This is a genomic window from Agrobacterium tumefaciens, assembly GCF_005221385.1.
In the GTDB taxonomy this organism is placed as follows: domain Bacteria; phylum Pseudomonadota; class Alphaproteobacteria; order Rhizobiales; family Rhizobiaceae; genus Agrobacterium; species Agrobacterium tomkonis.
Genome location: NZ_CP039903.1, coordinates 447,334 through 468,454 on the forward strand (window position 1 = coordinate 447,334; position 21,121 = coordinate 468,454).

Sequence of the window (21,121 nt, forward strand, 5' to 3'; positions counted from 1 at the left end):
TAGGCAACTTCGCGGGAGGTCATCATGTCCGAACCATCAAACGGCAATTTCGCACCTGTTGATCCCATCAAGGTGGGCTTGAAAGGCTGCTGCCCGCGTTGCGGTAACGGCCGGCTGTTTGACGGTTTCCTGACGCCGAAACCGGCCTGCAGCGCCTGCGGGCTGGACTATGGTTTTGCCGATGCGGGTGATGGTCCGGCGGTCTTCGTCATGCTGATCGTCGGTTTTCTGGTTGTCGGGCTGGCGCTCTGGTTCGACCAGCGTTTTGCGCCACCCGTCTGGGTGCATGTCATGCTCTGGTTGCCGTTTACGGTGATTGTCTCGCTCGTGCTGCTGCGCAAGCTGAAGGGGATCATGATTGCGCTGCAATATCGCAACAATGCGAGCGAAGGCAGGCTTGGTCGTGAATGAGGTTTCCCACATGAAGGCGGCGGAAAGACGGGTCTGGTTCGCCGCGCCGCTGGTGCTGCTGGCGCTAGCCATTCTTCTCGGTCTCGGTACCTGGCAGGTGAAGCGGCTTTACTGGAAAGAGGCGCTGATGGCCGATATCGAGGAGCGGCTGAGCGCGAGCCCGGTTCCGCTTGCCGATATTGAAGCAATGGCGAAAAGCGGCGGCGATATCGAATATCGCAAGGTCAGGCTGTCAGGCACTTTCGATCACGCCCGCGAGCGCCATTTCTTCGCCACGCATCAGGGCCGAACCGGTTATTACATCTATACGCCGCTCACGCTTGCCGATGGCCGCATCCTTTTCGTCAATCGCGGCTTTGCGCCCTTCGAGATGAAGGAACAGGCCAAACGGACCGAAGGACAGGTAACCGGCGAGGTCGCAATAACAGGGCTGGCACGCGCACCGCTTGTCGCAAAGCCCTCTTCACTGCTGCCGGATAATGATATCGCCAAGAACATCTTCTACTGGAAGGATCTGGCGGTGATGGCCTCAAGCGTCGATATTCCCTCCAATCGGTTGGTCAACCTTTTCGTGGATGCCGACAATACCCCGAACCCCGGCGGTTGGCCGCAGGGCGGAGTGACGCTGATAGATTTGCCCAACAATCACCTGCAATATGCGATAACGTGGTATGGCTTGGCGCTGGCCCTTGTCATCGTCGTTGGTTTTGCCTATTTCCGGAACCACAAGGCGCGCGACGAATAACGCGCGCCCCGCCCGGCAAGGGGCAGGCTATCGGGCGAGGCATGGAGCACGCCAAGAAGCAGGCCAAGGAGCACGAATGAACATCGCCGTTTCCAAACCCCCTTTGACGATAAGGCTGTGCGGACCGCGCGGCTTTTGCGCGGGCGTGGACAGGGCGATCCAGATCGTCGTGCTGGCGCTGAAGGCCTATGGTGCGCCGGTCTATGTCCGCCACGAAATCGTGCATAACCGTTATGTGGTGGAAGGGCTGGAAGCCAAGGGTGCGGTTTTCGTTGAGGAACTGCATGAAATCCCTGCCGAACATCGCGAACAGCCGGTGGTGTTTTCCGCCCATGGGGTGCCGAAATCCGTGCCTGAAGATGCGCAGGCGCGCAACCTGTTTTATCTCGACGCCACATGCCCGCTGGTCTCCAAGGTTCACAAGCAGGCCATGCGCCACCAGCGCCTTGGCCGCCACGTGGTGCTGATCGGCCATGCCGGTCACCCCGAGGTCATCGGCACCATGGGCCAGCTTCCTGAAGGCACCGTCTCGCTGGTCGAAACGGTGGAAGACGCTGGCACATATGAACCCGTGGACCGCGAAAATCTTGGTTTCGTCACCCAGACGACGCTGTCGGTGGATGATACCGCCGGCGTCATTGCCCGTTTGCAGGAACGTTTCCCTGCCATTCAGGCGCCCGCCGCCGATAGCATCTGTTACGCAACCACCAACCGCCAGGATGCGGTGAAACAGGCGGCACCCGGCTGCGACCTGTTCATCGTTGTCGGTGCACCCAATTCCTCCAACTCCAAGCGGCTGGTGGAAGTGGCGCTGCGGGCCGGGGCAAAGCACTCCGTGCTGGTGCAGCGGGCGGCGGAAATCGACTGGGACACGATCGGCGATATCCGCACCGTTGGTCTTTCGGCTGGCGCATCCGCACCTGAGGTTATCGTCGATGAAATCATCGAGGCCTTCAAGGCACGCTTCGACACCACGCTCGACCTTGCCGTGACGGTTGAGGAAACGGAACATTTCCTCGTCAACCGCGAACTGCGCAGCATCGAGCTGACGACGGACGACATGGCTTTCGTCAACGGCAATGCCAGCAATGCGCTGCCGCCGAAGACCGCCGCCGGTGCCTAGAACAGGGTGACGACGAGGTGAGCGGTTCTCACCTTGCATCTGCCATTCCCCCAGATTCTTATTCCATCCTTCATCAAGAGATTTTAAATTGGCAGTTTATACTGATATCACCGAAGATGATCTGAGGAATTTCCTCACGCAATACGACACCGGCAGCCTCACCTCCTACAAGGGCATTGCCGAAGGTGTCGAAAACTCCAATTTCCTGCTGCACACCACCAAGGAACCGTTGATCCTGACGCTTTATGAAAAGCGGGTGGAAAAAAACGATCTGCCGTTCTTCCTCGGCCTCATGCAGCACCTGGCCGCCAAGGGCTTGTCCTGCCCCTTGCCCCTGCCTCGCAGGGATGGCGAATTGCTGGGCGAATTGTCGGGCCGGCCGGCGGCGCTGATTTCCTTCCTTGAAGGCATGTGGCTGCGAAAGCCGGAAGCCAAACATTGCCGCGAAGTCGGCAAGGCGCTGGCCGCCATGCATCTGGCGGGTGAGGGGTTCGAAATCACGCGTCCCAACGCACTGTCCGTTGAAGGCTGGAAGGTGCTGTGGGACAAGTCGGAAGACCGCGCCGACGAGGTGGAGAAGGGCTTGAGGGACGAAATCCGTCCCGAGATCGATTATCTCGCCGCCCATTGGCCGAAGGATCTGCCCGCCGGTGTCATTCATGCCGATCTGTTTCAGGACAATGTATTTTTCCTCGGTGACGAGCTGTCCGGCCTGATCGATTTTTATTTCGCCTGCAACGACCTGCTCGCCTATGACGTGTCGATCTGCCTCAATGCCTGGTGCTTCGAAAAGGATGGCGCCTATAACGTCACCAAGGGCAAGGCGCTCTTGGAAGGTTACCAGTCGGTGCGCCCGATGAGCGAGGCGGAACTGGAAGCGCTGCCGCTCTTGGCTCGCGGTTCGGCGCTGCGTTTCTTCCTGACGCGGCTTTACGACTGGCTGACGACGCCGAAAGGCGCGCTGGTGGTGAAGAAAGACCCGCTGGAATATCTGCGCAAGCTGCGGTTCCACCGCGCGATCGCCAATGTCGCTGAATATGGGCTGGCGGGCGAATGAAACATGTCGATATTTTCACCGATGGCGCCTGCTCCGGCAATCCCGGTCCCGGCGGCTGGGGCGCTGTGCTGCGTTATGGCGAGGTGGAGAAGGAACTGTCCGGAGGCGAGGCCGAGACCACCAATAACCGCATGGAGCTGCTGGCGGCGATTTCCGCACTCAACGCATTAAAGAGCCCCTGCGAGGTCGATCTTTATACCGACAGCGCCTATGTCAAGGACGGCATTACCAAGTGGATTTTCGGCTGGAAAAAGAAGGGCTGGAAGACCGCCGATAACAAGCCGGTCAAAAATGTCGAGCTCTGGCAGGCGCTTGAGGCGGCACAGGAGCGCCACAAGGTTACCCTGCACTGGGTCAAGGGCCATGCCGGCCACCCGGAAAACGAGCGCGCCGACGAATTGGCGCGCAAGGGCATGGAGCCCTTCAAACGCCGGTAACGCAAGCCTGCTTTATTTCCGCTCGGCCCAGTCAGGGGCGATTTGACCCGCGCCGATTTGAACCGGGCCGCATTTATCGGGGTTGTGAAAACCGAAACCCGACTTATCTTGTCGTCAAGGACGCCTGCGTTGCGTCCAACGGAGGAGAGGAATCCGGATGATCCTGCATTGTGTATTTCTACGGTTCAAGGCTGCGACGGCATCCTCTGAAAAACATGCGATATTCGAGGCGATTGCCGCCCTGAAGGACGTGATACCCGGTATCATCGATGTGAAATACGGCCAGAATGTCTCGCCCGAAGGCCTGAACGGCGGTTTTGTTGATGGCTTCATCGTGACGCTGGAAAGCCCCGAGGCCCGCGACGGCTATCTGGCCCACCCCCAGCATGTGGAAGTGGGGGAGCGTCTGGTCTCGCTCACCGATGGCGGTCTCGCCGGGCTTCTGGTGTTTGATATGAACGTGTGAGAGGGCGGCGTGGCCGCCCTTCAATGTCTGGTCGCTCCACTCGCGACGTCATCCTCGGGCTTGACCCGAGGATCCATAACCCCTTGCGCCGGTGGATCCTCGGGTCAAGCCCGAGGATGACGGAGGGGAAATGGCGGCGATGACGAAGGAGAGGATTTCTCCCGTTTGCGCTCGTGATTGGAGCGCAATGCGCCCTTTTCGTTTAACCGGCCAGCTTTAAAGCTGCTCGATCATCGCCGCAGCAGCAGAAACGGTCGCCTGGCCGGGGTTTTCCTCGACATTCAGCGACTTCACCACGCCGTCTTCAACCAGCATCGAATAACGCTTGGAGCGCACGCCAAGCCCGCCGCCGGAAAGATCGGCATCGAGGCCAAGCGCCTTGGTGAAGGCCGCGTCCCAGTCGGCGAGGAAGTGGATCTTGCCCTGACCGCCGGAGGATTGTGCCCATGCGCCCATGACGTGCCAGTCATTGACGGCGATCACGGCAATGTCATCCACGCCCTTGGCGAGAATGGCGTCCCGGTTTTCGAGGTAACCCGGCAGATGGTTCAGCGAGCAGGTGGGGGTGAAAGCGCCGGGTACGGCGAAAAGAACGACCTTCTTGCCGCCGAAAAGCTGATCCGTGGTGGTTTCCACCGGGCCGTCGGCCGTCTTTTCCTTGAAGGTTGCGGAAGGCAGTTTTTCGCCGATCTTGATGGTCATGTCCATGCTCCTGTGGTCGTTCGGTTGGCGCGACTATAGAGCATTTCCAGTAAAAGTGCGTAGCGGTTTTACGTCCGGATAATGCGATAAAACAAAGAAATGGAGCACGTCCCGATGGTTCCGTTCAGACGTGCTCCAGAGCACGGAAATGAAATCCGTCATGCGGTTTTCGAGTTAAATTGCTTAACCTGAAAGGGCCGCTCGGCTCCTTGCGAAAACCGCTCAGGGCTTCGGAAAATTCAGCATCGTTTCCATGGCCCGGTCGCCGGATTTGACCAGGATAGGCCAGCTATTGCCCGGCACCTGATAGGTTTTCGGCAGGCCCTTGATGTTCATGTAAAAGGACAGCTTGCGCTTGTCGCGCACCATGTTCTGCGGCTCGTAATAGGCAAAGCCAGAGGGACCGGCGATGAAGATCTCGGTTTCCTTCGGCGCGTTTTCCGGCAATTGCAGTTGCACGCCGAGCATGGTCTTGTCGGGCGTGATGTGGAAATCGGTGACCTTGAAATCGTCGGAGGCGGCTTCGGGCAGCGTTTCGCGGGCTTCCTCCAGCAGACGCCGTTCCTCGCCATCGTCATCACCCGCATTGCCGCGGTCGATGGAGAATGTCGCCTCGAAGGGAATGCAGATATTCTGGCACACGCCGATAAAGGCGGTGAGGTCGATCTTTCCGCTGGCCGCCGGGTCGGTGGCTTTCAGCTGAAAAGGCAGGCTGACGGCATGGTCGTAGCCGATATCGGTAATGTCGCCATTTTCGATGAGCTTGGGAACGGGATAGGCCATGGTGGCAAGCGTAACACCGCTTGCCGGATCAAGCGTGATCTTCGGCGGTATCCCGGCTTCTCCCGGCTCGCGCCAATAGGTGATCCAGCCGTCTTTCGGCTCAATCTGCAATACGCCGCGCACCACGCCGTCCGCATCCATGGCAAGGCTTGCCACGCGCATCTGGCCGCCTTCGCTTCTGGCCCAATCGGTAATTTCGGCCCGGGCGGCTTGCGCGCCGCCGAGGAGAGCGGCAAACAGGGCCGCGAAACGAAGATGTGAAAATCGGAAGAATGTCCTGGCGCTCATGCTTCCCGTCTAACCCAACATTGCCCGGCCGACCAGTTACGAATTCGTGGGGTTCATCATTTTCGGTTGATTGATGGCACGCTATGCCGCATCCTGTCCCTTGTCGAAGTGCGAACGCCGTTTTCCGTTCAATCACGGAATTCGGTCTGCTGGAGGCGCCGGTGAGCTTTTCAACCCTGATGGACAAACGCGAACGTGGCTTTCTCGACGGTCAGTTCCTCATGGCGATGCCGGGGCTGGACGACGGTAATTTTGCCCGTGCGGTGATCTATATCTGTGCCCATTCGGATGCCGGCGCCATGGGCTTCATCATCAACCGGCCGCAGCAGATCACGTTTACGGACATTCTGCTGCATCTGAAACTGGTGGATAGCAATGACGCCATCATGCTACCCAACCGTACCCGCGAATTTCCCATCCAGTGCGGCGGACCGGTCGAATCCGGCCGTGGCTTCGTGCTGCATTCCGATGATTACTTGAGCGAATCCAGCATACCCGTCAGCGACGATATTTCGCTGACGGCGACGCTGGATATCGTCCGCGCCATTTCCAACGGCCGTGGCCCGCAAAGGGCCACCATGCTGCTCGGTTATGCCGGCTGGGGACCCGGCCAGCTGGAAAACGAGATCGCCAATAATGGCTGGCTCAACTGCCCGGCGGCGGAAGATCTGATTTTCGATCGCGGGCTGGACAATAAATATGAGCGGGCGCTGGCCCTGATGGGCGTTGATGCGCGCATGCTCTCCACCGATGCCGGCCACGCGTAAATTTGGCGGGCGTATATTTTCTGCCGCCCGCATATCATTATATGTGGGAACCAAATCCTGCTCCCTCACGTTAGTCACCCGGAAAGCCGGACAGACAGTACGGCTCAACTAGGGAGCAGTAAGATGGGTAGCACATCAGACAAGATTTCCGGTACGGCAAACGAAGTTGCTGGCAAGGTCAAGAAGAGCGTCGGCGAAGCCACCGGCAATAACGAGCTGCGCGCCAAGGGTGCCGCCCAGGAAACCAAGGGCAAGGTACAGAAGAGTGTTGGCAAGGCCAAGGATGCCGTCAAGGGCGCTGTCGACCGGATGTAATGCCGCCTGACAGTCTTCCGCCTCTCTAACGATGCGGCGCTTGGAGCGCATGTGTTATCGCACATGCGCTCTTGTCGTATGGGATGCCGGAACGACGGGTTTGTTACGCCGTTCATGGTGACATCGTATGTTTGCCTTCTCCCAACTGATCCATCGCAAGGGTTTCATCAATGAGACTTTTTTCCTGCGCATCCTGCGGCCAGCCGGTCCATTTTGACAATCGTTTCTGCGTCTCCTGCGGTCATCGCCTTGCCTTCGTGCCGGAGCGCCTTTCCATGGAAGCGCTGGCGCCGGCCGGCGAACCGAACTGGCAGATTGTTGTGGAGCCGCAAAAACATGTGCGTTTCTGCGCCAATGAGGTGAACGACATCTGCAATTGGGCGGTGCCGGCGGAAAGCGACAGTGCCTTCTGCCCCGCCTGCAGCCATAATCGTCTGGTGCCGGACATCGCCACGGAGCAGGGGATCGAACAGTGGCGCCGCATCAGCCAGGCGCAGCGGCACCTGTTTTATTCGATCCTGCGGCTCGGCCTGCCACATCCCAACCGTGATGTTGATCCGGCCGGTGGACTTGTCTTCGACTTTCTGGTCGATGAAGTGGCACCCGATGGCTCGGTTATTCCGGCAATGACCGGGCATGATGAAGGCCTGATCGCAATCCGCGCCGCGGAAGCCGACGATGTGACGCGCGAGCAGGTGCGTACCAACATGAATGAGCCGTATCGCACCCTGCTTGGCCATTTCCGCCATGAGGTCGGGCATTTCATCTGGAACAAGCTGGTGCGCGATGCGAACCGGCTGGAGGCCTGCCGCGCGGTGTTCGGTGATGACCGCGAGGACTACGCTGCGGCGCTGCAACGCAATTACGAACAGGGGCCGCGCCTCGACTGGCAGGAGACGTTCATAAGCTCTTACGCCTCCGTCCACCCCTGGGAGGATTTCGCCGAATGTTTCGCCCATTACCTGCATATCGTCGATACGCTTGAGACCGCCCGCGCCTTCGGCGTCGCAATCGATCCTGATGGGCATGAGGAAATGGCAGCCGAAGTGACATTCGATCCTTACAATGCCCGCAGTGCCGCACAGTTGGTCAAGGCCTGGATCCCGCTCAGTGTCGCCATCAATTCCATCCAGCGCAGCATGGGGGAGGCGGACCTCTACCCCTTCGTGCTGACGCCGCCGGTGGTGACCAAGATGGAGTTCATTCACGACCTCCTGCATGGGAAGGTGGCGGCGGATGAAGCGCCGATGGCAGGGCAGAATGTGGTAGTGCAGTGAATGCCCGGCCTGGATCTGCGTTGTCCCGTTGGCTTGCAGGTAGAAAAAATCCGAGGCGAGAGAAAAGCGACCACCTCTCCTCCGTCATCCTCGGGCTTGTCCCGAGGATCTGCAACGTTTTGATTTTGTTGACGTGATTAGATCCTCGGGACAGGCCCGAGGATGACGTCGCACTCATCGAGGGCACAACACATCACCGCGCCCCGTCCCCTTACGAAGCCCGCTTCGTCGGCTGGAACCGCTCCCGCAACAGCTTCAGCGCCGCATCGCCGGAGACCGGGGTACCGAACAGGAAACTCTGGCCGAAATGGCAGTTCATGCGTGAAAGCTCGGCCGCATCTTCAGGCGTTTCGATGCCTTCCGCCACCACCTGCATGTCGAGCGCGCGCGCCATGGCGATGACGGAGCGCAGGAGCACGTTGCGCTTGTCGCTGGTATTGGCCACCAGCGCCTTGTCGAGCTTGATTGTGTCGAAGGGGAAGCGGGTGAGATAGGCGAGTGACGAATAGCCCGTGCCGAAATCGTCCATGGCGAGGCTCAAGCCCGTTTCCTTCAGCTTGGAAAGTACAAGCCGCGCCTGTTCCGGGTTTTCCATGACGACGGATTCCGTCAGTTCCAGCTTCAGCTGCTGCGGATTGCAACGCGTGCGGGTCAGCATGCCACGCACATCGTTGTACAATTCGTTGTTCAGCAATTGCGCGCTGGAAATATTGACGGAAATGAAGATCGGCATCTTCTCGATGGCATGTTGCCAATCCATCAGGTCGGTGGCCGCCCGTTCGAGCGCGAACATGCCGAGCGGTTCGATCAGGCCGGAGGCTTCCGCAATCGGAATGAACTCGCTTGGCGGAATATTGCCGCGCTTGGGGTGCTCCCAGCGCATCAGCGCCTCGAAGCCGGCCAGCTCGCCATCGTCAAGCTTGACGATCGGCTGATAGGCGAGCGACAGCTCCTTGCGTTCGATGGCGCGGCGAAGGTCGCTTTCCATCTGCAGGCGGTCGGTGCCTGAGGTGCGGAAGGCGGGGCGGAACGGTTCGACGCGATTGCCGCCGGCGCGCTTGGCGCGGTACATGGCCAGCTCCGCGTCGCTGAGCAGACCGGCCGCACTTTCCTGCTGGTCGATCCACGAGACGAGGCCGATGGAGGCGGTGAGGATGATTTCGCGATTGGCGAAATTGATCGGCACCATGATCGCCTTGTTCACCGCATCGGCAAAATCGGCGACACGCTGCGGATCGCGCTCCGAGGTCAGGATCAGGCCGAATTCATCGCCGCCGAGACGCGCCAGCGTATCCTGCGGTTTCAGCAGCCGGCGCAGACGCCGCGTCAGTGCGATGAGGATATTGTCGCCGGCAGCAATGCCGAGCGTATCATTGACCAGCTTGTAACGGTCGATATCGATCGCCATCACCGTCGGGCGCACGCCCTCGCTGTCGGGTGAAAGATTGAGGATCGATTGCAGGCGGTCGAGGAAGACCTGCCGGTTCGGAAGCCCGGTCAGATTGTCGTTCATCGCATCCTGCAACAGCCGCTCGACCGAATTTTTCTGCTCGGTAATATCGGTGATGGTACCGACGCAGCGGATGATTTCGCCATTGGAGCCGAGAACCGGACGGGCGCGGATTTGCAGCCAGTGGAAATGCCCGTCTTCGGCGCGAATGCGAAATTCGTGGTTGAGACGGCCCTTGCGATGGTCGAGCAGCACGTCGAGCGTCGCTTTGAACCGGTCGCGATCGTCAGGATGCAGGCGCGGCAGCCAGTTGCGCGCAGCGCCATGCATGGTGCCGGGTTCCAGCCCAAGCCGGTTGGAAATGTCAGGCGTGGTGACGATACGGTCACGCGTCACATCCCAGTCCCAGACCGTGTCGCCGCTGCCCGTCAGGGCCAGCGACTGGCGTTCGAGGTCGGAAAACAGACCCTGCTGATAGGCGCTGCCGGCAAAGGCGTGCTGGATCACGGTAAAACCGATCAGAAGCACGATCAGCACCAGCCCGCCGCCAAGCGCCGGCTGCACGATGTCGTTGTCCAGCTGCCCCGTCACCGTCAGCCAGCTACCAAACAGCCAGACGAGGATCAGTGCCCAGGAGGGAACCAGCAAGATGGCCCGGTCATATTTGTTGAAACCGAGATAGATGATGAGCGCGATGCCGGCGGTCGCTGTCAGCGCGAAGGATACGCGGGCGATACCCGAGGCGACCGATGGATCGTAGATAGCAACACCGAATAGCAGCGCCAGACCCACGACCCAGGCAAAAGTCGCATAACCCAGATGCGCATGCCATCGGTTGAGGTTGAGATAGGTGAAGAGGAAGACCACGAAGCTGGAGGCGAGTGCCACTTCGGCACCCGCCCTCCATATTCGTTGGTCGCTTGAGGTGACGGTGATGAGTTTTTCGAGAAAGCCGAAATCGACGCAGATATAGGCGAGAACCGCCCAGGCGAGCGCGGCGGACGCCGGCAGAACCGAAGTGCCCTTGACCACGAAAAGGATGGTCAAAAGTACGGCCAGCAGGCCGGCAATGCCGAGCACGATGCCGCGATAGAGCGTAAAGGCGTTGATCGTGTCCTTGTAGGCTTCCGGTTCCCACAGATAAAGCTGCGGCAGCTGCGGCGTGGAAAGCTCGGCAACGAAGGTGATGACGGAGCCGGGATTGAGCGTGATGCGGAACACGTCGGCATCCGGGCTCGGCTGCCGGTCGAGCGCGAAGCCTTCGCTCGGCGTGATCGCCATGATGCGCTGCGAGCCGAGATCGGGCCAGAACAGCTTGGAATTCACGAGGCGGAAATGCGGGGCGACGATGACGCGCTCCAGCTGTTCTTCCGACACGTTGGCGAGCGCGAAAACCGCCCAGTCGCCCTGGTGGTCGGTGGAACTGGCGCGCACCTCGATACGGCGGCGGATGCCGTCGGGGCCGGGCGCGGTCGAGACCTGAAAGGCTTCGCCCTGATTGGCATAGATATCGGTGGTGGCAGTCAGATCAAGCGCGGTGTCGTCGCGGGAAATCTTCACCGGCTCGAAAGCGTAGGAATAAGAAGAGAAAAGCAGGAACAGCAGGAAAAACGGTACAGCCAGCGCGATTGCCGCCAGACGTTTCGCAAGGCATGGCTCAGGGTGAATGTAGGTCATGTATCGTACTTCGTTCCGCCGGAGCTTTGCTTGTCGGCAAGAAGGGAAAACATCATATGATCCCGCCATTGGCCATTGATTTTCAGATATTCCCGCAAGAGACCTTCCCGCTGGAACCCGGCATTTTCGAGAAGCCGGATGCTTTTGAAGTTTTCCGGAATACAGGCTGCCTCGATACGGTGCAACTGAAGTCCGTTGAAGATATAGGGTATTACCAATTTTAATGCGGCAGACATATGGCCTTTTGCGGCGTGCCGTTCGCCTGTCCAATAGCCGATCATACAGCTTTGCGCGGCACCCCGGCGGATGTAACCGATGGTGATGCCGCCGACGAGGAGGGTCTCCTTTTCGAACAGCAGAAACGAGACGGCGGTGCCGGAAGAAAACTCCTGCCCGTTGCGCACCACGCGCATGCGAAAGGAGCCTTCGGTCAATTCATCAGGGCGCCAGGTGGGTTCCCAGGGCTGAAGAAACTGCCGGCTTTCGGAGCGCAGCACATGCCATTGCTTGAAATCGCTGTAGCGCGGCAGTCTGAGAAGATGGTCGGCGCTGCGCAGTTCAGGCGTGTCGTTATGTCGGGAAAGAAAACGCAGCATTCACCATCCCTGTGCGGAAGAAACCGCCATTTTCTCAGCCGTTCGCCTTTATCCTTGCAGGCTGCTGCGCAGAAAGCGCGGCAGTGATGTCTGAAAGAGGCGGCAGATGTTCAAGCGGGCCAATTGCGGACAATGTCGGAACTGTATCGAAAAACAGCCGTCCCGCAAGATCGGTCAGGCGTTCACGCGTGATGTCGCCAAGGCGCTCCATCATCTCCTCATTGGGAATGGGCCGACCGTAAAGCATCATCTGCCGGGCCATCTGGCCCGCACGGGCGGCTGGGCTTTCCTGCCCCATCAGCAATTGCGCGCGAATCTGCGCCCGGGCGCGGTCGATTTCTTCCTGATGGATGGTCTGCGACGATTTGCGCAGCTCATCGAGAATGACGGGCACCAGTTCCGGCAGGTCATTGCTGCCGGTGGCCGCATGCACGCCGAAGATACCGGTATCGGAAAAGCCCCAATGGAAGGCATAGACCGAATAGCAGAGGCCGCGATATTCGCGCACTTCCTGGAACAGACGGGACGACATGCCGCCACCGAGAATATTGGCGAGAATCTGCGAGCAATAAAAATCGCGGGCGTGATAGGCCTTGCCCTCGAAGCCTAAAAGCACCTGCGCGTCCATGAGGTCGCGGGTTTCGCGGATTTCGCCGCCGGTATAGATCGCCTTCTCAAGCACCGGCGTGGCGATAGGCAGTTGCGGCAGCGAGGCGAAACGCTCTTCCACCTGCTTCACGAAGCTTTCGTGATCGACAGCGCCGGCGGCAACGACGAAGATGCGATCCGTCGTGTAGTTGCGGGCGAGATAATGTCTGATCTGGCCTGTCGTGAAGGATTGCACGGTGTCCGGCGTGCCGAGGATCGGGCGGCCAATGGTCTGGTCGCGATAGGCGACACCGGAGAAATTGTCGAAGATCACGTCGTCGGGCGTATCGGTCGCAGCGCCGATTTCCTGGAGGATGACGTTTTTCTCCCGCTCCAGCTCGTCTTCGTCGAAGAGAGATTCCGTCAGAATATCGGCAAGGATATCGACGGCGAGCGGAACATGGTCCTTGAGGACGCGGGCATAATAGGAGGTTGTTTCCGTCGATGTCGCGGCGTTGACTTCGCCGCCGACATTTTCGATCTCTTCGGCGATCTGCCGGGCGGTGCGGCGCGCCGTGCCCTTGAACGCCATATGTTCGAGTAGATGGGCGATGCCGTGTTCGGCAGTCGTCTCGTTGCGGGATCCGGATTTGATCCACACCCCAAGAGCAACGCTTTCGAGATGCGGCATTCTTTCCGTCACAACGGTCAACCCGGACGAAAGCCGGGTCACATTAACTCTCATACTCAACGTCTTTCCGCGTCTCTATTTGCCGGCGCGTGCATGTTGGCCAATGAAGGTTTCCACGGCTTTCAGCTCTGCGTCCAGAATGTCGAAACGCTCCTCCCGGTTCATAATGTCAGCTAGCCATACTGGAAGCGCAGGCTCGATTGCGCAAGCGGATTTTACAGCTGCCGGGAATTTAGCCGGATGGGCGGTGGACAGAACCACCATCGGGCTTCCCGCCTTTTCATGCTTTTCCGCCACGAAAACACCGGTCGCCGTATGCGGGTCGATCAGGTAGCCGGACTTCTCAAGTGTCTCGCGAATAGTCGCGGCCACCTGCTTTTCGGTGGCGCGGCCGGCACGGAAATCCTTCTTGATGAATTTCAGTGCCTTCGGCGGAATTTCAAACGCACCGGACTGCTTCAGACCATCCATCGATGCCTTCACCGCAGCGGAATCGCGGTCATAGGCTTCAAACAGCAGACGCTCGAAGTTGGAAGAAATCTGGATGTCCATCGAGGGCGAGGTGGTGGGCTTCACGCCGCGCATCTCGTAACGGCCGGTCTTCAGCGTGCGCGCCAGAATGTCATTGTCATTGGTGGCGATGACCAGCTTGTCGATCGGCAGGCCCATCTTCTTGGCGACGTAACCGGCAAAGATATCGCCGAAATTGCCGGTCGGAACGGTGAAGGAAATCTTCCGGTCAGGGCCGCCGAGCGAAAGCGAGGCGGTGAAATAATAGACCACCTGCGCCATGATGCGCGCCCAGTTGATGGAGTTGACGCCGGAAAGCTTCACGCTGTCGCGGAACTTAACGTCGTTGAACATCTCCTTCACCAGCGTCTGGCAATCGTCGAAATTGCCGTTGATCGCCAGCGCATGCACGTTGGAAGCGGTGGAGGTCGTCATCTGGCGCTGCTGAACCGGAGAGACCTTGCCATTCGGGAAAAGGATGAAGATGTCGGTGCGCTCGCGCCCGGCAAAGGCGTCTATCGCAGCACCACCGGTATCGCCCGAGGTGGCGCCGACAATGGTGGCGCGCTCGCCGCGCTCAGCCAGCGTATAGTCCATCAGGCGGGCGAGGAGCTGCATCGCCACGTCCTTGAAGGCGAGCGTGGTGCCGTGGAAAAGCTCCAGCACGAAGGTGTTCGGGCCGGTCTGCGTCAGCGGCGCGACGGCCGGATGACGGAAGGTCGCATAGGCGTCGTCGATCATCGCCCTGAACTTGTCGGCCGGAATTTCGCCGCCCGTGAAACGATGGAGAACCTCGAAGGCGACGTCCTGATAGGACTTGCCGCGCAGGTTGCGGATTTCCTTCTTCGTCATGGAAGGCCATTCGCGCGGCACGTAAAGCCCGCCGTCACGGCCAAGGCCCGCCAGAAGCGCGTCGCAGAAACCAAGCGAAGGGGCCGCACCCCGGGTCGATACATATTTCACGAGATAGTCCCCTGTCCTTAACCGGTATGTCCGTCGCCGATCTTCGGCATCTTTTCCAGCAGCGTCTCACGGAAATGAGGCGATTGGCGAGGTAATGAAGGGCTTTTTTGAAAATTCAAGCAAAACCGAACATGCCAATCGATTTTTTCCGGCGTCGCTGCTATAGACCATCGCCAACCTGCGTGAAAGGTCAATAAACAGCGTCTCCGGTTCGGTTCCGGGACAATGGAGAGGGAATTAGAAGAGTGTCAGGGAATTTCTTGCGTTTGTCCGCCGCGATGTCGCTTCTGGCCGTCGTTGCAGGATGCAATTCCTCCAATCCGTCGGACTCGCTTGCCGTCAACCCTCCTGCGGCGCAGGCCAATGCCGTTGCCCCGGTGGTGCAGGCCAACTGCCCGACGGTCACGGTTCTCGACGCCAGCGCCGTCCACCGCGTTTATGCCGGTGGCGCCAAGGACGATCCGCAGAAGCTCGCCTATCAGGTCTCGCTGTCAGATACGACGCGCTCGTGCACTGCAAACGAATCCACGCTGACGGTGAACGTGCTGGCCCAGGGTCGTCTCGTTCCCGGCCCGATGGCCAAGCCCGGCCGCGTAACGGTTCCGATCCGCGTGACGGTAAAGGACGGTGACGGTGAAATTTACGGCGAAACGACCAATTTCGCCATCGACGTGCCGGCAGGCTCCGCTGGCACGCAGTTCATCTTCAACAATGACCACGTGGCCATTCCCAATGGACCCGGCGGCGCACCGAAGTCGGTCAGCGTCTACATCGGCTTCGCGGAGCAGGGCGCAAAGGCCAAGACCAAGCGCCGGTGATTTGACGGGCGAAATGTAAAAAACCGGAGGCTGCTTTTGCGGGCTCCGGTTTTTTTTGAATGGCAACGGATTTAAATACCAGCTGCCTTTCGCAAGGCCTCGTTGATGCGGCTCTGCCATCCTTTGCCACCTTCGCGAAAACGCTCCACCACGTCTTCATCGAGGCGCAATGTTACCTGTTTCTTCGGCTTATCCACCGGCGGGCGGCCACGCGTCTTTCTGTATTCATCAATTGCTTCGAAGAAAGCAGGAGGCAAAACGTCTCGGGCGGGGCGTGCATTTGCCAGCTCCTCATCCGTCATCTCCGGGAAATCGACGGCGTCCCAATCCGCTTCGGTATAGCCGCGGCCGGGTTTGAATTCTTTCAGTTTTGCAACTTTGGCCATGGCAACCTCCTTCTTTCCCTGGAACTCGCCCGTCGGAAGCTGATGATGGATATTGCTTCTGTCCCGACAGTCGCAAAAACAACGGCCATAGTCCCGTCCCGAAAATATCCGATCGCTTTGAAACGCGAACTTCCCGGTTCGGTGAGGCTTTTCTCGATGATGGCGTTCTCCCAGTCAAACCCATCGATATCTTCAAAGTCGAAGCCGTGCTTCTCGATATTGGCGAGCCTCTTGGGCTCGTCCCATATAATTTTCATGAATTAATGTAGCTACATTTATTAAAAGATCAATGTAGCTACTCAGATCATGAAAGAAGCGCTTTCACAACTTAGAAAGCGCCTTCCCACTCCGCCATCGCAGCAATCACGGCGGGCAGGTCCTGCATGCGCGAAATCACCGTTTCCGCGCCCGCATCCGTCAGCCGGTCGGCGTGGCTCGGATAGGTGTGGGATGCGCCGGTAAAGCCGATGACCCGCATGCCGGCGGCCTTCGCACCATGGATGCCATGGACGGAATCTTCGACGACGACGACACGGTCGGGCGAGACGCCGAACTGGGCCGCGCCATGCAGGAAGATGTCGGGCTTCGGCTTCACGCGGTCGGCGCCGAGGTCCTTGGCGGAATAGATATGCGGTGCGAAATAGGGCTTCAGGCCCACTTTCGTCAGCATCATGTCGAGGCGGTGGCTCGAAGAGTTCGAGCAGATGCAGCGCGGCGTCGTCAGGCGCGACAGGGCGAATTTAACACCCTCGATGATCTTCACGTCCCGTTCCAGCCGCATGTCGAGCAGCTTTTCCGACTTGTCGAGAAGCGACGCGGAGAGTGGAATGCTGGCTTCGCTTTCCACCTGCAGAAGAATGTTCTTCCAGGTCATGCCGGCAAAGCGCTCGCCCATTTCCTCGACGGAGATCGGATAACCGGCCTCGGTCAGAAGGCGGGATTCCACCTGCGCCGCGATGATTTCGGAATCGACCAGAACGCCGTCGCAGTCGAAAATAATGAGGTCGAAGCCGCTCATGGGCGCTCCCTGTATCGAATGTGCCTGGAAAAAGTGATGCCGGGCTTTTAGACCATGTCCGCGCCAAGCTCAACCGGCTCACCCGCAAGGGTCGGTCCCACCGGGCTCATAGCTTGCCCGTTCCGAATACGGGGGGAATATAAGCAGCTGACTGATTTAGAATATTCGGTTTTACGCATCTGGACCCTGCAAAAACAGCTACACAGTCGCGCGGCATATGCGTTATGGGATATTATGCCCAAGCCAGTGAAAACCACACCTGAAGACACCATTGCCGCACGCATAAGCCGCACGCTCGCCGACCGCATCGTCCGCGGTGAGCTGTCGCCGGGCGAACGGCTGCGGCAGGATCATATCGCCGCCGAATTCGGCGCGTCGCATGTGCCGGTTCGCGAAGCGTTTCGCAGGTTGGAAGCGCAGGGGCTCGCCGCCAGCATTCCGCGCCGGGGTGTCCGGGTGGCGGATTTCGGCCTTGACGATGTGCGCGAAGTGGCAGAAATGCGCGCTGCGCTCGAGGTTCTGGCGCTGCGCCACGCCATTCCAAACATGACGTCAGCCATTCTCGATCAGGCCGAGGCCGCGACACTGGAAGGTGATAGCGCCGTTGACGTGCAGCACTGGGAAGAGGCCAATCGCCGCTTCCATCGCCTCATCACCGCGCCCTGCAACATGCCGCGCCTGATGGAAGCGATCGACGGCCTGCATGCGGCAAGCGCTCGTTTCCTGTTTTCCGCCTGGCGGGCCGGCTGGGAGCGTCGCACGGATACCGATCACCGGGCGATCATCGATGCGCTGCGCGGCGGCAGGGCAGAGGAGGCGGTGCGCATTCTCGACGGACATGTGCAATGGATCGGCCGCAAGGCCATCCGCACCTCGTCCGGCTCGGTGCGCGACGCCTTTGCGATTGTCGGATAGGCGGCCGCCCGTGACTGTCCGGCTGCGCCCCCACCACCTTCTCTGTATGCTGACCTATGTCGGCAAGGGCTATACCTCGGGCTTCGTCGAAAATTACGACCGTGTCGCCGCCCGCCTGAATGCGGGTGAGGAGGATATCGAGCTGGTGGACGGACCGGATGATATCTGCACCGGCCTGCTCTGCGAAAGCCATGCGCACTGTTTTAACGAAGGAGTGGCGCAGCGGGACGAGGCGGCCAGGCTTTCGGTGTCAGCGCTTTTGGGTGAGGCACTGACCGGCGGCAAGCGGCTGCGGGCAACGCCGGATTTTCTTGCGAACATGCGTCTTGCCTTCGCTGCGGGAGACATCCGGCAGGCCTGTCGTGGTTGCCAGTGGATAAGGCTGTGTGACCGCATCGCCGCATCTGGCTTCGTGGGCGTGAAGATCGGCGAGCCGTTACAGACAGTGCCGAAGGATGCGGCGCGGTTTGCGAAGCATCCGATGCTCAGGCCCAAATATGGGCCGCATGGCCGGAAATTGTGATGTTCGACATTCCAAACCCTCATCCCCGTGACGGGCACAGGAATGAGGGCAGGGGGCTGGGCCATTACTCCGGCACATTCGTCTCGGTCCGCTCGGCCGCCTTGACCGTTGCCTTGATCTCTTTCGGGTCGCGCCCGGATTTCTTGTCGTAGCTTACCTTCACCGAATAATCGCCGGGATGCAGCGTTTCCTGATGCTGTGTGCCGTAGCGGCCGGAAATTTCCTTCTGCGTACCCTGAAGATCCTTGGTGGTCTCGACGATATCAATCCGCTCCGCACCGGGAGCGGTGATGGCAAGAACGCCGGCATCGAGATTAACGGTGATTTCCGAGCGTTTTCCGGCGGTCACCGTGAATGGCTGTTCCACCGTCACCTTGCCGAGACGGCCCCGCATGACGAAATCGCCTGCCGGCATTTCCATCATCTTGCCCGTGCCGTAAATGCCGTTGATGGTCTGGCGGGTGCCATCAAGCGTTTCCTTGCCCGACATCGCCTCGAAACGTATGTCGTCCGTTTCAACCGCTTTGCCGTCCTGCGCATAAACCGCCTTGGCAACCACCACGCCGCTCGGGATGACGAGCTCGTGGCTGATCGTTTCGCCGGCCTTGACGGCAAGTGTTTCCTGCACTCGCGCCGGACCGATGCTGCCGGTGAGAACAATCTCGCCCGCCGGCACGAAGACCGCATTCTGGCCATAGACGCTGTCCTTGAAATCGCCCTTGGTGATTTCGGTTTTCGCCTGGCTTTCCACATCGCCGTCGGGGCTGCGTTTCGGCACGACAGTCAGTTCCGCCGCATCGAAATTCACCTTCGGCCTTGCAACGCTGCCATCCTTCACCTCGAAGGCAACTTCGCGGCTCACATTGCCCAGCGCTGCGACGCCGACATATTTGCCCGCCGGCAGCTTTGCCTCGAAGGTGGCGTCATAGGAGCCGCCGGCATTTTCGTCGGTGCGCGCTCCGGCCCGGTCGGTCTTGTAGAAATCCCAACGCACCCTGTTGCTGTTGCCAAGCGAGGGGCCGCCATCGAACAGCACCGCATCCGTCACCACGTTAAATTGCGCCGACGGCGCCTGCGCCCGCAATGGTAACGGCAGCGCCGCAACGACAAGCGCAGCGCATACGACATTTACGGAAAAAGAAGCCATTTTCATCATCGACCCCATTGCGGATCACCCCTTGCCATTGCCGTCTTCCTGCCGCGTCGAACTGCGCGACAGACTAACCCGTTGTGCACAACGTTTTTGCGCCGCTTCGGGTTCCCCGCCCATCGCCGCAAATCCCCCATGGCGGGCGCCACAGCCATTTATTTTGCGTTTTCCGTGACTTGTTCAGGCTTTGATAACCATCTTCGGTAACCATAAGCGTCAGTAGAGAGTAAGCGTATGGAGCGAGTACCAATGGCAGCAGTTTTTCCGCTGGCCGATTTTCGGCGTGCCGGTTTTGATCGTGCGGGCGAGAGTGACGCCTGGAAAGACAGCATCATCAAAGGTGATTGTGTCGCTGCCTTGGATGCCCTCCCGAGCCAGTCGGTGGATGCGATCTTCGCCGACCCGCCCTATAATCTCCAGCTTGGCGGCACGCTTCACCGGCCCGATCAGTCGCTGGTTGATGCTGTCGATGACGAATGGGACCAGTTCGCCTCCTTCGACGCCTATGACGCCTTCACCCGCGCCTGGCTGCTCGCCTGCCGCCGCGTGCTGAAACCGAACGGCACCATCTGGGTCATCGGCTCCTACCACAATATCTTCCGCGTCGGCGCCATGCTCCAGAACCTCGATTTCTGGATCCTCAACGATATCGTCTGGCGCAAGACCAATCCCATGCCCAATTTCAAGGGCCGCCGTTTCCAGAACGCCCATGAGACCATGATCTGGGCAAGCCGTGATCCGAAAGCCAAAAGCTACACCTTCAACTACGATGCACTGAAGGCTTCCAACGACGATGTGCAGATGCGCTCCGACTGGCTGTTCCCGATCTGCAGCGGCCATGAGCGGCTGAAGGGTGACGACGGCAAGAAGGTGCATCCGACCCAGAAGCCGGAAGCGCTGCTGGCGCGCATCATCATGGCTTCCACCAAACCGGGTGACATCGTGCTCGACCCGTTCTTCGGCTCCGGCACCACGGGTGCTGTCGCAAAGCGTCTCGGCCGCCACTTCGTCGGCATCGAGCGCGAACAGGATTATATCGACGCGGCTTCCGCCCGCATCGCCGCCGTCGAACCGCTTGGCAAAGCCGAACTGACGGTCATGACCGGCAAGAAGGCTGAGCCGCGCGTGGCCTTCAACACGCTGGTAGAAAGCGGCCTCGTTCGCCCCGGCCAGGTTCTGACGGATGCAAGACGCCGTTATAGCGCCATTATTCGTGCGGATGGTACCCTGGCATCCGGTGGGACAGCCGGCTCCATTCACCGCCTCGGCGCGAAGGTGCAGGGTCTCGACGCATGCAACGGATGGACGTTCTGGCATTTCGAGGACGGCGACGAATTGAAGCCGATCGATGATCTGAGAACGATCATTCGCAGTGAAATGGCAAAGGCCGAATAGTCAAAAGCCTTGGAGGCTGTAGACGGACGATCCACCGCCCGCCCTTGTCAGAATACGTCTCTGTCCGGTT

General features: G+C 59.5%; 23 protein-coding genes. 13 read left to right on the forward strand and 10 right to left on the reverse strand.

Going from position 1 to position 21,121, the window contains the following annotated elements:
- The first annotated feature begins 24 nt into the window (after positions 1–24).
- The 6 genes from CFBP6623_RS02250 to CFBP6623_RS02275 all read left to right on the forward strand — a co-directional run bounded on the left by CFBP6623_RS02250 (position 25) and on the right by CFBP6623_RS02275 (position 4,239).
- Positions 25–411, forward strand: coding sequence for a DUF983 domain-containing protein (locus CFBP6623_RS02250; RefSeq protein WP_046798509.1), 387 nt, complete (start codon positions 25–27; stop codon positions 409–411).
- Positions 412–421: 10 nt separating this feature from the next.
- On the forward strand, positions 422–1,156 hold the full coding sequence (locus CFBP6623_RS02255) for an SURF1 family protein (protein WP_046798510.1): 735 nt from the start codon (positions 422–424) through the stop codon (positions 1,154–1,156).
- Positions 1,157–1,232: 76 nt separating this feature from the next.
- The gene (ispH, locus tag CFBP6623_RS02260) at positions 1,233–2,279 is read left to right on the forward strand and encodes a 4-hydroxy-3-methylbut-2-enyl diphosphate reductase (protein WP_046798511.1); all 1,047 of its coding nucleotides are present in this window, start codon (positions 1,233–1,235) and stop codon (positions 2,277–2,279) included.
- 88 nt (positions 2,280–2,367) lie between these two features.
- Positions 2,368–3,336 (forward strand): homoserine kinase, encoded by a 969-nt coding sequence (locus tag CFBP6623_RS02265; protein ID WP_046798512.1) that lies wholly within the window; start codon positions 2,368–2,370, stop codon positions 3,334–3,336.
- Positions 3,333–3,773, forward strand: coding sequence for a ribonuclease HI (gene rnhA / locus CFBP6623_RS02270; RefSeq protein WP_003494262.1), 441 nt, complete (start codon positions 3,333–3,335; stop codon positions 3,771–3,773). Before CFBP6623_RS02265 ends, rnhA begins: the two co-directional genes overlap by 4 nt.
- Before the next feature lie 157 nt (positions 3,774–3,930).
- Positions 3,931–4,239: a Dabb family protein gene (locus CFBP6623_RS02275; RefSeq protein WP_046798513.1), complete on the forward strand. Its 309-nt coding sequence runs from the start codon at positions 3,931–3,933 to the stop codon at positions 4,237–4,239.
- Positions 4,240–4,455: 216 nt separating this feature from the next.
- On the opposite strand, the gene CFBP6623_RS02280 is transcribed toward CFBP6623_RS02275, so the two are convergent.
- Both CFBP6623_RS02280 and CFBP6623_RS02285 read right to left on the reverse strand, forming a co-directional pair.
- The gene (locus CFBP6623_RS02280; RefSeq protein WP_046798514.1) at positions 4,456–4,941 is read right to left on the reverse strand and encodes a peroxiredoxin; all 486 of its coding nucleotides are present in this window, start codon (positions 4,939–4,941) and stop codon (positions 4,456–4,458) included.
- Positions 4,942–5,163: 222 nt separating this feature from the next.
- Positions 5,164–6,012, reverse strand: coding sequence for a protein-disulfide reductase DsbD domain-containing protein (locus tag CFBP6623_RS02285; protein WP_046798515.1), 849 nt, complete (start codon positions 6,010–6,012; stop codon positions 5,164–5,166).
- Positions 6,013–6,173: 161 nt separating this feature from the next.
- Here CFBP6623_RS02285 and CFBP6623_RS02290 point away from each other — a divergent pair, with 161 nt between their 5' ends.
- From CFBP6623_RS02290 to CFBP6623_RS02300, 3 genes are all read left to right on the forward strand, one after another.
- A complete protein-coding gene (locus CFBP6623_RS02290; RefSeq protein ID WP_046798927.1) occupies positions 6,174–6,779 on the forward strand; it encodes a YqgE/AlgH family protein in 606 nt (201 codons plus the stop codon).
- Between the two features lie 123 nt (positions 6,780–6,902).
- The gene (locus CFBP6623_RS02295) at positions 6,903–7,094 is read left to right on the forward strand and encodes a CsbD family protein (protein ID WP_046798516.1); all 192 of its coding nucleotides are present in this window, start codon (positions 6,903–6,905) and stop codon (positions 7,092–7,094) included.
- A gap of 170 nt (positions 7,095–7,264) precedes the next feature.
- Positions 7,265–8,371, forward strand: a complete 1,107-nt coding sequence (locus tag CFBP6623_RS02300) for a zinc-binding metallopeptidase family protein (RefSeq protein ID WP_046798517.1) — start codon at positions 7,265–7,267, stop codon at positions 8,369–8,371.
- A gap of 211 nt (positions 8,372–8,582) precedes the next feature.
- Here CFBP6623_RS02300 and CFBP6623_RS02305 read toward each other — a convergent pair whose 3' ends face one another.
- Genes CFBP6623_RS02305 through thrC form a run of 4 tightly spaced genes read right to left on the reverse strand, consistent with a single transcriptional unit; the run spans position 8,583 to position 14,846 of the window.
- Entirely contained in the window at positions 8,583–11,498 is a 2,916-nt protein-coding gene (locus tag CFBP6623_RS02305) for a sensor domain-containing phosphodiesterase (protein ID WP_046798518.1), read from the reverse strand.
- On the reverse strand, positions 11,495–12,094 hold the full coding sequence (locus CFBP6623_RS02310; protein WP_046798519.1) for a GNAT family N-acetyltransferase: 600 nt from the start codon (positions 12,092–12,094) through the stop codon (positions 11,495–11,497). Before CFBP6623_RS02310 ends, CFBP6623_RS02305 begins: the two co-directional genes overlap by 4 nt.
- A 34-nt stretch (positions 12,095–12,128) precedes the next feature.
- A complete protein-coding gene (locus tag CFBP6623_RS02315; RefSeq protein WP_046798520.1) occupies positions 12,129–13,427 on the reverse strand; it encodes a M16 family metallopeptidase in 1,299 nt (432 codons plus the stop codon).
- 21 nt (positions 13,428–13,448) lie between these two features.
- Positions 13,449–14,846 (reverse strand): threonine synthase, encoded by a 1,398-nt coding sequence (gene thrC, locus CFBP6623_RS02320; protein WP_046798521.1) that lies wholly within the window; start codon positions 14,844–14,846, stop codon positions 13,449–13,451.
- A gap of 278 nt (positions 14,847–15,124) precedes the next feature.
- Here thrC and CFBP6623_RS02325 point away from each other — a divergent pair, with 278 nt between their 5' ends.
- A complete protein-coding gene (locus CFBP6623_RS02325) occupies positions 15,125–15,664 on the forward strand; it encodes a hypothetical protein (protein WP_046798928.1) in 540 nt (179 codons plus the stop codon).
- A 71-nt stretch (positions 15,665–15,735) separates the two neighbouring features.
- On the opposite strand, the gene CFBP6623_RS02330 is transcribed toward CFBP6623_RS02325, so the two are convergent.
- The 3 genes from CFBP6623_RS02330 to CFBP6623_RS02340 all read right to left on the reverse strand — a co-directional run bounded on the left by CFBP6623_RS02330 (position 15,736) and on the right by CFBP6623_RS02340 (position 17,068).
- Entirely contained in the window at positions 15,736–16,050 is a 315-nt protein-coding gene (locus CFBP6623_RS02330; protein WP_046798522.1) for a BrnA antitoxin family protein, read from the reverse strand.
- Positions 16,029–16,307: a BrnT family toxin gene (locus CFBP6623_RS02335; protein WP_046798523.1), complete on the reverse strand. Its 279-nt coding sequence runs from the start codon at positions 16,305–16,307 to the stop codon at positions 16,029–16,031. The genes CFBP6623_RS02330 and CFBP6623_RS02335 overlap by 22 nt, the downstream gene beginning before the upstream one ends.
- 71 nt (positions 16,308–16,378) lie before the next feature.
- Positions 16,379–17,068: an HAD family hydrolase gene (locus tag CFBP6623_RS02340; protein ID WP_004440401.1), complete on the reverse strand. Its 690-nt coding sequence runs from the start codon at positions 17,066–17,068 to the stop codon at positions 16,379–16,381.
- 234 nt (positions 17,069–17,302) lie between these two features.
- Here CFBP6623_RS02340 and CFBP6623_RS02345 point away from each other — a divergent pair, with 234 nt between their 5' ends.
- Entirely contained in the window at positions 17,303–17,983 is a 681-nt protein-coding gene (locus CFBP6623_RS02345) for a GntR family transcriptional regulator (protein ID WP_035218528.1), read from the forward strand.
- A gap of 46 nt (positions 17,984–18,029) precedes the next feature.
- Positions 18,030–18,506 carry a DUF1284 domain-containing protein gene (locus tag CFBP6623_RS02350; RefSeq protein WP_046798524.1) on the forward strand — a complete coding sequence of 159 codons (477 nt, stop codon included), beginning with the start codon at positions 18,030–18,032 and terminating at the stop codon, positions 18,504–18,506.
- Between the two features lie 64 nt (positions 18,507–18,570).
- On the opposite strand, the gene CFBP6623_RS02355 is transcribed toward CFBP6623_RS02350, so the two are convergent.
- On the reverse strand, positions 18,571–19,671 hold the full coding sequence (locus tag CFBP6623_RS02355) for a hypothetical protein (RefSeq protein WP_046798525.1): 1,101 nt from the start codon (positions 19,669–19,671) through the stop codon (positions 18,571–18,573).
- Positions 19,672–19,905: 234 nt separating this feature from the next.
- Between CFBP6623_RS02355 and CFBP6623_RS02365 the strand changes: the two genes are divergently transcribed.
- On the forward strand, positions 19,906–21,051 hold the full coding sequence (locus CFBP6623_RS02365) for a site-specific DNA-methyltransferase (protein WP_046798526.1): 1,146 nt from the start codon (positions 19,906–19,908) through the stop codon (positions 21,049–21,051).
- Positions 21,052–21,121: the final 70 nt, after the last annotated feature.

Coding starts and splice junctions, on each gene's coding strand:
- CFBP6623_RS02285 (WP_046798515.1), bottom strand. CDS start 6,012: ATGAGCGCCAGGACATTCTTCCGATTTTCACATCTTCGTTTCGCGGCC.
- CFBP6623_RS02275 (WP_046798513.1), top strand. CDS start 3,931: ATGATCCTGCATTGTGTATTTCTACGGTTCAAGGCTGCGACGGCATCC.
- CFBP6623_RS02355 (WP_046798525.1), bottom strand. CDS start 19,671: ATGGGGTCGATGATGAAAATGGCTTCTTTTTCCGTAAATGTCGTATGC.
- CFBP6623_RS02280 (WP_046798514.1), bottom strand. CDS start 4,941: ATGACCATCAAGATCGGCGAAAAACTGCCTTCCGCAACCTTCAAGGAA.
- CFBP6623_RS02255 (WP_046798510.1), top strand. CDS start 422: ATGAAGGCGGCGGAAAGACGGGTCTGGTTCGCCGCGCCGCTGGTGCTG.
- CFBP6623_RS02330 (WP_046798522.1), bottom strand. CDS start 16,050: ATGGCCAAAGTTGCAAAACTGAAAGAATTCAAACCCGGCCGCGGCTAT.
- rnhA (WP_003494262.1), top strand. CDS start 3,333: ATGAAACATGTCGATATTTTCACCGATGGCGCCTGCTCCGGCAATCCC.
- CFBP6623_RS02250 (WP_046798509.1), top strand. CDS start 25: ATGTCCGAACCATCAAACGGCAATTTCGCACCTGTTGATCCCATCAAG.
- CFBP6623_RS02345 (WP_035218528.1), top strand. CDS start 17,303: ATGCCCAAGCCAGTGAAAACCACACCTGAAGACACCATTGCCGCACGC.
- CFBP6623_RS02335 (WP_046798523.1), bottom strand. CDS start 16,307: ATGAAAATTATATGGGACGAGCCCAAGAGGCTCGCCAATATCGAGAAG.
- CFBP6623_RS02315 (WP_046798520.1), bottom strand. CDS start 13,427: ATGAGAGTTAATGTGACCCGGCTTTCGTCCGGGTTGACCGTTGTGACG.
- CFBP6623_RS02295 (WP_046798516.1), top strand. CDS start 6,903: ATGGGTAGCACATCAGACAAGATTTCCGGTACGGCAAACGAAGTTGCT.
- CFBP6623_RS02325 (WP_046798928.1), top strand. CDS start 15,125: ATGTCGCTTCTGGCCGTCGTTGCAGGATGCAATTCCTCCAATCCGTCG.
- CFBP6623_RS02365 (WP_046798526.1), top strand. CDS start 19,906: ATGGCAGCAGTTTTTCCGCTGGCCGATTTTCGGCGTGCCGGTTTTGAT.
- CFBP6623_RS02310 (WP_046798519.1), bottom strand. CDS start 12,094: ATGCTGCGTTTTCTTTCCCGACATAACGACACGCCTGAACTGCGCAGC.
- CFBP6623_RS02300 (WP_046798517.1), top strand. CDS start 7,265: ATGAGACTTTTTTCCTGCGCATCCTGCGGCCAGCCGGTCCATTTTGAC.
- CFBP6623_RS02350 (WP_046798524.1), top strand. CDS start 18,030: ATGCTGACCTATGTCGGCAAGGGCTATACCTCGGGCTTCGTCGAAAAT.
- ispH (WP_046798511.1), top strand. CDS start 1,233: ATGAACATCGCCGTTTCCAAACCCCCTTTGACGATAAGGCTGTGCGGA.
- CFBP6623_RS02340 (WP_004440401.1), bottom strand. CDS start 17,068: ATGAGCGGCTTCGACCTCATTATTTTCGACTGCGACGGCGTTCTGGTC.
- CFBP6623_RS02305 (WP_046798518.1), bottom strand. CDS start 11,498: ATGACCTACATTCACCCTGAGCCATGCCTTGCGAAACGTCTGGCGGCA.